Consider the following 12,394-nt stretch of genomic DNA (forward strand, 5'->3'; position numbering starts at 1 on the left):
TCGCGTGGCAGAACAAGGCGGTGGTCTATGACCTGCTGTTCCGCGCGGCTGCGGACACGATGCTGACCATTGCCGCCGATCCCAGGCACCTCGGCGCGCGGGTTGGCATCACCGCAGTGCTGCACACTTGGGGATCGGCACTGACCCATCACCCCCACGTGCACATGATCGTGCCCGGTGGCGGCATCGCGCTCGATGGTACACGCTGGATCTCGTCACGCCCGGCCTTCCTGCTGCCGGTGCGCGTGCTCGGTGCGTTGTTCCGCCGGCTGTTCCTCACCCGCCTGTTGGCGCTGTTCGATGCCGGCAAGCTGGGCTTCTTCGGCGCTCAAGCCCAGCTCACTGCCCGCAAGGCATTCCTGCTCCATCTGTCCCCGATCCGGAAGAAGCGCTGGGTGGTCTATGCCAAGCCGCCCTTCGCCGGACCGCAGGCGGTGCTGGCCTACCTCTCGCGCTATACCCACCGTGTTGCCATCTCGAACCGGCGGCTCATCACCTTCGGCGAGACCGGGGTCACGTTCCGCTACAAGGACTACCGCCGCGGCGAGGCCGAACGCCAGCAGGTCATGACGCTGGCGACCGACGAGTTCATCCGCCGCTTCCTGCTCCACGTCCTGCCCCGCGGCTTCCACCGCATCCGGCATTACGGTCTGCTTGCCAGTTCAACCCACAAGGAGGCCATGGCGCTCGCCCGCAGGCTGCTGGGCGTCGCGGCGCCGGTCAAGGAACCCGAGCCCGACGAAGCGCCCGATCACCGACCGCCGTGTCCATGCTGCGGCGGGCACATGACCATCATCGAGGCCTTCTCCCGCTGGTGCCAGCCCCGCGCTCCGCCGGGGTCACCAGCATCCATCCGGGAGAACACGCCATGATCCGGCATGGCTCAGCCTGCACGACGGTCGCGCCCATGGCGTCCTGGCCGACCACCCAGTGCATGCCCATCCGGGGATTGAGCCGGGCGCAGGGCGCACCGGCCAGCAAATCCACCACCGTCCGCACCCTGATGCCGCACAAACTCACCTCGATCCGGCCAGCCCAGACCCTTCCGGAGCGGCAGCGCTTACCCGCCAGAGCCACCCCAAAGCCGCTTTACCCATAGACCAGCGCGTCGGGCCCGCGGGTTCCTGCACTGGAGGCTTTCGTACGCAAGCGCCCGAAACCCTTCGCACAACTGGACATCGCCAGGACGCTCATGAACGTCCGATCTAGCCGAAAGCCGTCGTTGGCGCACACCCGTCGTAGGCTCTGGCCGGGGTCGACCAAGACAGCCGATAATCAGATCGGGTGTGAACGAAGTGATGTATTTGGGCGTGTTCTATCCGATCACAATGTTGATGCCGCCAATGCGGCCCGCCTGCTGTCGCTCCGCGACAGCAGAACCGCAAGCAAGCTGATCAGGCCCGCGCACATCAGCCAGATGCCTGGGGCTGCCTTGTCGCCCGTGGCGTCGATCAGAAAGGTCGCCAGCGCTGGCGTGAACCCGCCGAAGATCGCCGTTGCCAAACTGTAGGCGAGCGCGAAGCCCGTCGTCCGAAGGTGGGCGGGCATGATCTCCGTGAGGTGCACCACCAGCGCTCCGTTGTAGCCTGCATAGATCACTGCGAGCACCACATCCACTGCGATCAGACGTCCGAGCGAGGGGGCTGCCACCATCCATTGCAGGGCCGGGTAACCGATCAGGATGGCCAGTACAGCGCAGACCAGCAGCTGGGGCTGACGGCCGATGCGGTCCGACAGGGCGCCCATCGTCGGCAGCAGGACGAAGTTGGTGAGACCGACCACGAGCGTCACCAGCATCGACTGCGCCGGTGTGAGGCCCAGCACGCTGGTGCCATAGGTAGGCGTGTAGGCCGTCAGCATGTAGAAGAACACGGTGGTCGTCACGGCCATGGCCATGCCGAGCAAGACCAGGCGCAGATGGCTCACCATGGATTGCAGCAGTGCCGCAGGCGATGGCCGCGAGGTGCGCTGCTCGAAGGCGTGGGTCTCGGCCAGAGCGCGACGCATGATCAGCAGGAAGGGCAGCAGCAGCGAGCCGACGAGGAACGGTATGCGCCAGCCCCAGGCATCCATGGCACCGGCCGGAAGCCAGGAGTTGAGGAGCAGCCCGACCAGTGCGGCGAAGATCACGGCGAGCTGCTGGCTGGCCGATTGCCACGCGACGTAGAAGCCGCGGTTGCCCTCGGTGGCGACTTCAGAAAGGTAAACCGAGGCTCCGCCGACCTCGACTCCCGCGGACAACCCCTGGACGAGGCGACCTGCAAGAACCAGCAACGGCGCCGCGATTCCGAGCGTGGCGTAAGTGGGCATGGCAGCGATGGTCAGCGTGCCCAGACCCATCAGCGCCAGGGTCAGCAGCAGTCCCTTACGGCGGCCATGGCGGTCGATGTAGCTGCCGAGCACGATCGCGCCGACCGGGCGCATCAGGAATCCGGCGCCGAACGTCATGAAGGCGAGCAGGAGTGATGCGGCTGGATCGGTAGTGGGGAAGAAGGCCTTGCCGATGGCCTTGGCATAGTAGCCGAACACCATGAAGTCGTACATTTCCAAGAAGTTACCGCTAGAAACGGTAAGGACGGACTTCAACCTGGACCGGCCGGTGGGCTGTTCGGCGCGCATCGCGAGCTCCGCTTGTGTAGGATAGGGAAAAGCGGGAGGAGGCTCGGGAGCCTCCTCCCCAGGGTGGATCAGAAACGGCCGCGAATGCCGACCCGGAACATTCGGCCAATCTGATCATACAGGTTGGGATCGGTCGGCAGTGGCGTCGCCCCGTTCGGGTTGGGGGCATAGGGTGGCTGATGGTCGAGCAGGTTCTGCACGTTCAGGAACAGCGTCTGTTCACCCCCGAAGCTCCGGATCCTGGCCGTGACTTCGCCGTCGACGTAGAATTGCGGCTTGATCGCATTGAAGTCGGTATCCCGACCAAGCACCCGTGTCTTGTCCCAGGTGAACCCGCCGATGTAGCGACCCTGCAACGTGGTGCCGAAAACCTTGCCTTCGTAGTTCGCGAAAAGCGTGCCGCGCCAGCGCGGCTGCGCCGAGCCGATCGACTGGGTGATCAGGTTGGCCACGTCGTCGACCGGGTTGGTGATCAGCGGGCTCGAGACGCGGTTGTGCGCGGTGTAGTTGCCGAGCAAGCGGAAGGTCAGACGATCCCCGTTGCGCATATCGATGCGGTACTGCGATTCGAAATCGACGCCGCTCGTGGCTTGCGACGAGAAGTTGATCGGCGAAGTGCGCGTGCCGATCACGGCGTTGGTCGTATCACGGGTTACGAAGGCACAGAGCGGCGAGGCCTGATTGGCGAGATTGCATTGCTCGACCGCGGTCTGGCCGCCGATGTTGGCGATCGCGTCGCGAATCTTGATGTCGTAGTAGTCGACCGCGAGGCTCAGGCCGCTGAGCCATTCCGGCTGATAGACCAGCCCGACCACCTTGGTCGTGGCCTTTTCCGGACGCAGCGCGGTGTTGCCGAAAGTGAGGTTGGGAACCGCCAGGTACTGGCGGTTGGTGAGGGCATCCGTGATCGTGATGTTGTTCTGCCGCCCGGTTGCGTAGAGGTCCTCGAGGTTCGGTGCCCGGATGTCGCGCGAGATCGTCCCGCGCAGCTTGAGGCCGCCGCCCAGTTCCCAGTTCAGGCCCACCTTCCAGGTATTGACCCCACCGCTGGCCGAATAGTCGGTGTGGCGCCCCGCGAGGTTGGCCGACAGGCGCCGGAACAACGGCTTGTCGGCGAGCAGCGGGATGTTCAGCTCGCCGAACACCTCCTTGACGGTGTATTCGCCGAAGAAGTTCTGCTGGTTGACCAACCGGTATCCGCCGCCCTGCGAGATCGGATCGGAGGTGGTGGCCGCCTTGGCGTTGCGCCATTCGACCCCGACCGCCGCCCCCAGAGGACCAGCCGGAAGCTTGAACAGGTCGCCTGAAAGGTTGGCACCCGCGACCTGCATCTCGGTACGGGTGTCGAACACCGAGGTGCCCATGACATAGGCGAGCGCCTCCGGCGAGGGCGCGCCCAGACCGAACGGATTGAAGGGCACGCAGCCCGCCGCTGCCGCTCGGCGGTTGGGATCTGTGCTGAGCGTGTCGGCGCAGACGATGTTGCCGCTGGTATCGCGGACCGCGTTGACCGCCCGCGTCAGGTTGGCCGTGATCAGATTGTTGTACATCGGGCTGTGGTTGTCGTTCCGTCCGTACTGGTAGGACACGTCCCAGTTGAACTTGCCCAAGCTGCCCTCCAGCCCGACCAGCCCGCGCAGCGAGGCGTTCTCATTACCGGTGTAGGTTGGTCCGGCTTCGGTGGTCAGGCGGTTCAGTGTGAAGCCGGTGACGCCAAGCGAGGTCATCTGCGCGACCAGCGCCGGGGCGACCTGTGCGAGAAAGGCATTGCCGCGGGCGATCGACACGGTCGAGATCGTCGGGCTGCTCTGCGAGTTGCTCAGCGTCCAGCCGTAGTTGCCCTCGAGGTAAAGGTTGACCGAATCGCTCAGTGCAAAGTCGGCATGGGCAAAGATCGAGCGGCGCTTGAGCGGACGGACGATCTCCTGGCCGGTCGACACGCGGAAGCCGTCACCGCCGTTCTGGGTGCCGTTGGCAATGCCTACGTTGGTGGCCAATGTGCCGTAGTCGTAAGGTGTGAGCACTCCCCCCACCTCGAATTTGCGGCCGCGGATCAGCGCGTTGTTGACGGTTGATCCGCCAGCTCCGTTGACGATCAGACCTCCGGGGGTGAACGGTGTGCGCAGGTCGTTGCCGGTGACGAGGGTCGGTGTGCCGGCCGGATTGCGCAACTGGTTGGCGGCCGTGACGCGGAACGCGCGGCTGTCGCCGCTCACGGGCTGGTTATCGTAGTACTCGGCGCCGACGACGAGATGGCCGATCTGGCCCAGGTTCAGTCCGAACGCCGCCGCGGCCTTGAATTCCTGGTTGTCGCCGCGCTGCGAGATACCGTTGCTGACGGTGAAGCGCACCCCGTTCAGCTTTCGGTTGAGCACAAAGTTGGCAACGCCGCCGACCGCGTCTGACCCATAAGTCGCGGACGCGCCGCCGGTCACCACGTCGACCCGCTCGACCAGCATCTGCGGGATGAGGTTGATGTCGGTGACTAGGCGCGGGTCGGCCGGCACGTACCGACGCCCATCGATCAGTACCAGACCGCGCAGGATGCCAAGGCCCCGCAGGTTCAGGAAGTTCTGACCACCCGCGCGGGTGCCGCCGCCGGCGGTCTGGCCGCCAGTCGGCACGATTGAGGGCAACTGCTTGAGACCCTCTGCAAGGTTGCCCGGCGCGGCAGTCTCGAGCGCGGCGGCGGTCACTGCGGTCACTGGAGTGGGCGTGCTGAACGTGCCGGTCCGCAGGCGGGTCCCGGTCACGACGATGTCCGGCGCAGGGGGTGCGTCGCTCTCCGCTTCAGCGGGTGCCGGCGCAGCCTGCTGATCCTGTGCCCAGGCTGCGCCGGCGCTCAGCGCGAAGGCAAGCGTGGCGAGGCTGGCAGTCCGCATTGTGACTTTGCTCATGTCTGTCCCTTCCCATTCTTCTTTTCTGCGATGTCGCCCGAGGCCCGGACGGTCGAATTCCACTTGGTGAAGAAGCGCTCGCGGTTGATCTGATCGACGCCCGCCATCAGCGCCGGCCCGACGTGGATTGCGCGGATGTTGCCAGCTCCGACCAGCGGATCGTTGCGCGCGACGTCCTGGCGCAGGGGGACCATGCCGTGCCCTGCGAGGATCGTCTGACCCTCGGACGAAAGGATGAAGTCGAGGAACTGCTGGGCGGCCCGGGGGTGTTCGGCATTGCGTGCGATCAGCGCTACGCGCGAGCCGACCAGAACGTAGTCGCGTGGGATGATCACGCCGAAATCAGGATCACGCCTTGCCCGGTCGAGCGCGTAGGAGCCGATGAGGTTGTAGGCGAGCAGCAGCTTGCCCGACTTGAGATCATCGATCATCGCTGCGGTGGAGGTGTAGAGCCGGGGCTGGACCAGCCCGATCGAGGCGATCAGATCCCAGTTGTCGCGATCGATATGCAGATCCTGGGTGACGAACAGGTAGCCCGTCGGGCTTGTCGTCGGATCGTACATCGCCACCCGGCCGCGGAACATGTCGGCCTTGCGGTGCAGCAGGCTCGCCAACTCATCGTGGTCGCGCGGAAGGTCGGCCGGAGCGATCAGCCGTTTGTTATAGCCGATCACGATGGGCTCGGACGAAACAGCATAGGCCTGGTTCTTCCAGACCGCCCAGTTCGGCAGCTTGCCGCGCTGCGGTGAGGCATAGGTCTGGGCATAGCCGTCGTTGACCAGCTTGATTTGGAGATCCATCGACGAATTGATGACCAGGTCAGCCCCGGTCAGACCCTTGTCGATCTCATGACGGGTGCGCTCGTAGACCTCGCGGGCCGACAGCGCCTCATACCGGATGCTTATTCCGGGGTGGCTTCGTGCAAACGCGTTCACCACATCATCGAACTGCGCGCGGTCGGTCGAGCTGTAGATGGTCAGCGCCGTGTCGCCGTGCGGCTGCGATCCGGGCCAGCCGGCGCCGCATCCCGCCAGCAGCAGGGCCGAGGCCAATGCCAGTGCGGTGGTGCGCATCCTGCTTTGGCTGGCCGTTGGGCTCGCCATCCTCACCCCTTTGCTTATCGTTGACAGGCCACTACATCCGGAGGCTTTCACGGGCCTTTCATGGCGCGGCGGGCGATGGAACATGGCGAGGATTCTCCTGGTTGAAGACGATCGGATGTTGGCCAATGGGTTGATATCTTTGTTGAAATCAGAGGGTTTTGCGACCGACTGGACACGAACCGGGGAAGAGGCGCTCGAGCTTGAGCAGTCCGAGCCTTATCAGCTGGTCATCTGCGACGTCGGTCTGCCCGGACTGTCCGGCTTCGACACCGTACGCCGGTTGCGGGCACGTGGCAGCAAGGTCCCGGTGCTTTTCCTGACCGCGCGGGGCGAACGTGCCGATCGCATCGAAGGTCTGGATCTGGGGGGAGACGACTACCTTGGCAAACCTTTCGATGCGGCAGAACTGCTGGCCCATGTCCGCGCTCTGATCCGCCGCTCCTCGGGCAGCGCCAGTCCCGTGATCATCGTGGGCGCGCTGTGCTGTGACCTGTCCGCTTCTGCCGCCCAGATCAACGGGCGTCCGCTGAACCTGCCGCGACGGGAATGGGCCGTGCTGTGGGCGCTGGTGTCGCGGGCCGGCAAGGTCGTACCGAAGGAACGCCTGCTCTCCGAGGTGTTCGATTATGACGATCCGGTCGGCACAAATGCGGTGGAGGTCTACATCACCCGGCTGCGCAAGAAACTGGCTCCGGAGGGGCCCGCCATCCGCTCGCTGCGGGGGCTCGGCTACATGCTCGATGCCGGCTGAAGCTGTTCTGGCCCGCAACTGGTCGCTTGCGCGGCGGCAGCAGACCATTCTCGTCTCCACCCTGACCGGGGTGGCGCTCCTGCTCGGCCTGGGAGGCGCATGGTACATCCGGGATTTCGCCGAACGTGCGTCAGACCGGGTGTTGCGGGCCTCGGCCAACGCCGTGTCCGAAACGGTCGCACTCGAACGCGGACAAGTGACGCTCGAGGTCCCTCCGGGCGCCTTCGGCATGCTCGAGGACAGCGAGCGCGACAACGTGTATTACGTCGTGCGCAGCGGCCCGCTGGCGATCACCGGCTACTCGGACTTTCCCCGCCCACCATCGGTCCCCGGCGCCGACGAGACCCTCTACCGATACGATGATTATCGCGACCAGCCGGTGCGGGTCGCCACCCAGGCGCGCTACCTGATCGACGGGCAACCCCCGGTGGTGATCGAGGTGGCGGAAACGCTGGACGAACGCAACGCGTTGTTCCGACGGATGCTGCTCGGGCTGATCGCGCTCGAGGGTGCACTGGTGGCCATCGCGGCCCTGTTGATCGGTCCCGCGGCGCGGTGGGGCCTGCTGCCCCTCACGCGGCTGCGCGAGACCATCGACCGACGCAGTGCCAGCAGCTCGGCGTTCGAGCCTCTCGACCCTCAGCAGGCACCGCTCGAACTGCGCGGCCTGATCGACACCTTCAACAGCCTCCTCGATCGGCTCGACCGCGCGACCCGTCGGGTCAGGGAGTTCACCGCCGATGCTTCGCACCAGATGCGCACCCCGCTGGCCGCCTTGCGGGCGCAGATCCACCTCGCGCGGCAATCCGGGGTAGCTGAACAAGCTCGGCACGTGGCGCTGACCGAAGCGGAGTCCGCGGCCGAACGGCTGCAGCAGCTGATGACCCAGCTGCTCGCACTGGCCCGATCGGAAAGCCTCGTGCCGCGGGCGGTGACGCCCATCCTGCTGGATCCGGTCGTGGCCGAGATCGCGCGCGAACTGGCGCCTCGTGCGGTCATGCGGGGCCTGGACATTCAGCTCGATGCAGATCCGGCGGTTGCCAGTGCCATCGATCCGCTGGTGCTTGCCGAGGTTCTCTCCAACCTGATCGACAACGCCATCCGCTATGGTCGTCCCGAAGGGACGATCACGCTTCACGTCCGCGGAACGCCCGCGCTGGCGATCGTCGAGGTGGAGGACAATGGACCGGGGATCCCCGAGACCGAACGCGAGGCGGTGCTGCGGCGGTTCTATCGTCTCGCGCGGGACCGCGATGCGGAAGGCAGTGGTCTGGGGCTGGCCATCGTGCAATCGCTGACCATTCTCTCGGGAGGAACACTGGACCTGCTCGAAAGCGCCGCCAGCGGACTGTTGGTGCGGCTGAGCTTCCCTCGGGCGCAGCTAGACTGAGTGTTCGGGTGAAAGGTCCGCGAAAGTCTTCGACGCTAGGTCTGCTAGGATAACCAGCCGGTGCAGCTGGCACGAGAGGAGGCTCGAGGCATGGCGGTTCGTTCGGGTGGCTTGCGCCGAGTGACGGCACTGCTGGCGGGCGCCGCGGCAGTTATGGCGGGCCCGCTGCAGGCCCAGGTGGCGAGCAATGTCGGCCATGGCGCTGCCAAGTTCGATCCTTCGCCGGGTGTGCCACGCAAGCCCGATCAGGCCAAGGAGTTGGCGCTCAAGATCACCCAGCCGTTCAGCGTCGCCAGCGTTGGCGACCTGCTGCAGTTTCAGCCCTTCGCGATCAGCAATGACCCGGACGTCCGGGCCGTGCTCGACCGTCTGCAGCAGGCAGATGTCACCACCGGTGATTTCGAGAACGAGATCATGGACTTCGACAGGTTCGGCCATGCCGGACTGAACCTCGCGACCAAGGAGGTGGCCGACGATTGGAAGCTGATGGGGATCGACCTCGTCAGCCGCGCGAACAACAAGGACCCCCGTGCGCCCGGTATCTGGGAAGACCTGGCGCAGGTCGAGCGGGTCGGGATCATCCACGCCGGGATAGCCCGCTCTCTGCCCGAAGCGCGGATGGGCCGCTTTGTCGCGACGCCGAAGGGGCTGGTCGGCTTCGTCGGGGTATATGCGCTCGGCGGGCTCGAGGCCTGCTGCGCCGGCGGCACGCTGGTCCGCGTCACGCCCGAGCAGCTTGCCGGGGTTCGCGCGATCAAGCAGTCGATCCTGGCCCGGCGCGACGAGGTGGAGATCCCGGTCGAGCTGCCGCGGCCCGACGACGCCGGTGAGGCACAGCTTTTCGGCCTGACCTTCACCTCGGCCGCCGTCCCGGCCGATACCCCGGTCGTCAAGCCGGCGCTCTACCCCGGAGATGGCGAGCCCGGCTCCGATGACGGCGTGCGCAACATGCTCCACGTCACCCAGTACCACGGCGTTACGGCTCCGCAGCTGGCCTTGCTGCGCGAGATTGCCGGACAGCCTGGCGAGGGCGACCTCAAGGCCTGGGGCACGCAGTTCCGACTGATGGACCGTCCCGGCGAACACAGCTTCGACATGGACGCGGCCGACCTGCGCGAGATCCTGACCCAGTATCGCACGGCCAAGCAGGCGTCGGACCTGCTGGTGACCAACGTCCACTGGCACCAGAACCGCTACGACTTCCAGCGCTACTCGTTCGACCACTTTCCGGCCGACTTCCAGATCCGCTTCGCGCACGCGGCGATCGACCAGGGTGTCGACGTCTTCGTCGCTCAAGGGGTCCACACGATGAAGGGGGTGGAAATCTACAAGGGCAAGCCGATCTTCTACGGCACGTCCAACTTCATCTTCCAGTCGGCGATCATGCCGATGCCGAAGGGGCGCTACCCGGGACGCAAGCCCGAGGATGCAGCACACGGTCCGTTCCGCGAGTCGCTCGAGGCCAATGCCAAGGGCGGCGAAATCGTGGGTGAGCATGAATACCAGGGGTTCTGGCAACTGAAGCCGACACTCGAGAGCTTTGTCGCGGAGACCCGGTTCGAGGCGGGCAAGCTGAAGCAGGTGCGGCTGATCCCCGTCGACCTCGGGCAGACGCCGCGCCCAGGCAGTCAGGTCGGCATACCCCGCCGCCCTGCGCCGGAAGTCGCCCGCAAGATCCTTGCCGAGCTGGCCGAGTACTCCAAGCCTTTCGGGACGGTGATCGCCGTCCGCAACGGCATTGGCATCATCGACGTCAACTGAGCAGGTCCAGTTGCCTGCCCGGTTGACGGCCGGCTCGACCGGCCGGGCTTACCGCCCGCGCTTGACCGCCGGCGTGATTGGCTGATGGGTCTCGGGCGGGATGCGGATGATCCCGATGCCGCCAGCAATCTCGATCTTGGTTCCGAACGGTTCGGAGTAGGTCTGAAGCTCCCTAAGGATGCGGTTCGCCAGCTCGGGCGAGGGCGTCTGCGGAATGCTCGAGCGTGACCACGGCACCTTGGCGTGATCCACGCCTAGGTCGACTGGGTAGATCCGGATCTCGGCGAGTCGGCCCTTGTCGTACTTGGCCTGGGCGACGTAGGCTACGAGGTTGATGTACTGCTGCAGCCAGTCCTCGCGCAGTTCGTTCGCCTCGATGTTGGTCAGGCCTTCCGGATTCGGCGGGCTGTCATCGGAACCGAACCGCTGCACGGCGAAGTTGCCGGGATTGTAGAAGATCGGGCGGCCCTTGTAGATCTCGATCCCCTGCATCGTGTGGTTGCCGCTACCGAGGAACATGTCGGCCCCATTGTCGATCAGCTCGCGCGCCAGGGTGCGGACATAGTCCGGCGGAAAGTGGTCCTGCGAATAGGCCTGATAGGCATACCGGTTTTCGTGAATGTGCGTGGTGAACACCACGAAATCGGCGTACTCCTTGGCATTACGGACGGCGAGCACCTGTGACTGGCGGTCGGTCTCGTCCATCTCGTAGCGGAATTCGCCCGGCTTTTCGGCCACCATGTAGTTCTTGCCGAACAGGTTGAGCCGGCCGGGCCGGTCCTTGGGGAGCGGAGCGGGCCGCGCCACGTCGGCTTCCTCGCGGCGGGCCAGGATCGAATCCCGGATCGCCTTGAGCTGATCGAATTGCGCCTGGGTGACGGTCAGCCACTGCGTCAGGCGGAGCGGGTTGAGTCCGGCTTCCTCGCCGAAATCGTTGCCCACCTTGTTGCGGGCAATCGGGTCAGTCCCGACCGGTCCGAACGGGAACGCCGCCACCATTGCGACGCGGCCCTGGGGCAACTCCTGGAACGCTGGCTGACGTGCGATCGACAGGTTGGGCCCATAGCCCGGCCGCTTGATCCCGACCGCGTCGAGATACTTCATCGTCTCGATCTGCTCGTCCGGCCCCCCATCGGCCTCGCCCGGAGCCACAAGGTCGAACCCCAGGTCGGCAAGGTCTGCAGCGACTTCCTTGGGCGCCCAGTTGTTGCGGTAGCCATGGCTGCCAGCCCACGACTGGCGATCAACGAGATAGACCTCGAGGTTGCCGATCGTCGTGTCGGCGCCCTTGAGCACGGACCGGATTGCCGCGCCGATGCGCTTGCCGGCCGGTTCCTGGAACAGCAGGTCACCCGTGACGGCGACGGTGTAGGAACCATCCATCTTGTTGCGCAGCTCGTTCTGCAGGTCGCGGTAGTCGAAGGTCGCTGGGTCCGGCAGCGCCCTGGCGGGCTGAGCTGAGACGGCGAAGGGAGAAAGCGCCGCGGAACTGGCCAGGAGCAGTGCGGCAAGCCGAAGGGAATATGTCATGGCGCGGGGCATCCCACTCTGTTGTTTTATAGCCTTCAGGGTAGCCCGCATCACTTACGCCAACCTTTCAGGCATCACGATTGGGCCGACTGCCAAACTACTCCCTAAGGATGCCGCCGTGGTGATGGCGGACCACGGCGGCAAGCCAAGCTAGGCCGCGAATGTCTGCTCCTGTCGCAATCAGCCTCTCAGGCAGCGTGTGAAGAACGGCCGTAATGTCGAAGGGTTTCGGGCGCCGGGAGGCGTACGAAAGTCTGACATGTACGACCCGCGGGAGGCAGGCGTTGCGCTATGGGGATTTCGGGTCGGCGCCGTGGGAGATGTGGCGCCGGAGCTGATGGTG

Annotated in this window: 8 protein-coding genes; 4 read left to right on the forward strand and 4 right to left on the reverse strand. The window is 65.5% G+C overall.

Annotation, left to right across the window (positions count from 1 at the left end; all coding sequences use genetic code 11):
• The coding region (locus tag H7F49_RS17890; RefSeq protein WP_185684930.1) for an IS91 family transposase at positions 1-872 on the forward strand (872 nt) is incomplete at its 5' end.
• A gap of 451 nt (positions 873-1,323) precedes the next feature.
• On the opposite strand, the gene tcuC is transcribed toward H7F49_RS17890, so the two are convergent.
• The 3 genes from tcuC to H7F49_RS17905 all read right to left on the reverse strand — a co-directional run bounded on the left by tcuC (position 1,324) and on the right by H7F49_RS17905 (position 6,703).
• Positions 1,324-2,619, reverse strand: a complete 1,296-nt coding sequence (gene tcuC, locus H7F49_RS17895; protein WP_185684931.1) for a tricarballylate/proton symporter TcuC — start codon at positions 2,617-2,619, stop codon at positions 1,324-1,326.
• A gap of 68 nt (positions 2,620-2,687) precedes the next feature.
• Positions 2,688-5,516, reverse strand: a complete 2,829-nt coding sequence (locus H7F49_RS17900) for a TonB-dependent receptor domain-containing protein (RefSeq protein ID WP_185684932.1) — start codon at positions 5,514-5,516, stop codon at positions 2,688-2,690.
• Positions 5,513-6,703, reverse strand: coding sequence for an ABC transporter substrate-binding protein (locus tag H7F49_RS17905; RefSeq protein WP_185684933.1), 1,191 nt, complete (start codon positions 6,701-6,703; stop codon positions 5,513-5,515). Before H7F49_RS17905 ends, H7F49_RS17900 begins: the two co-directional genes overlap by 4 nt.
• Here H7F49_RS17905 and H7F49_RS17910 point away from each other — a divergent pair.
• The 3 genes from H7F49_RS17910 (at position 6,702) to H7F49_RS17920 (ending at position 10,521) form a co-directional block, all read left to right on the forward strand.
• Positions 6,702-7,370, forward strand: a complete 669-nt coding sequence (locus tag H7F49_RS17910) for a response regulator transcription factor (protein ID WP_185684934.1) — start codon at positions 6,702-6,704, stop codon at positions 7,368-7,370. The two genes, H7F49_RS17905 and H7F49_RS17910, sit on opposite strands and share 2 nt — an antisense overlap.
• Entirely contained in the window at positions 7,360-8,760 is a 1,401-nt protein-coding gene (locus H7F49_RS17915) for a sensor histidine kinase (RefSeq protein WP_185684935.1), read from the forward strand. Before H7F49_RS17910 ends, H7F49_RS17915 begins: the two co-directional genes overlap by 11 nt.
• Positions 8,761-8,850: 90 nt before the next feature.
• On the forward strand, positions 8,851-10,521 hold the full coding sequence (locus H7F49_RS17920; RefSeq protein ID WP_185684936.1) for a CapA family protein: 1,671 nt from the start codon (positions 8,851-8,853) through the stop codon (positions 10,519-10,521).
• A 48-nt stretch (positions 10,522-10,569) separates the two neighbouring features.
• On the opposite strand, the gene H7F49_RS17925 is transcribed toward H7F49_RS17920, so the two are convergent.
• Positions 10,570-12,051, reverse strand: coding sequence for a CapA family protein (locus H7F49_RS17925; RefSeq protein ID WP_185684937.1), 1,482 nt, complete (start codon positions 12,049-12,051; stop codon positions 10,570-10,572).
• Positions 12,052-12,394: the final 343 nt, after the last annotated feature.

This window comes from Novosphingobium aerophilum, from assembly GCF_014230305.1.
Lineage (GTDB): Bacteria > Pseudomonadota > Alphaproteobacteria > Sphingomonadales > Sphingomonadaceae > Novosphingobium > Novosphingobium aerophilum.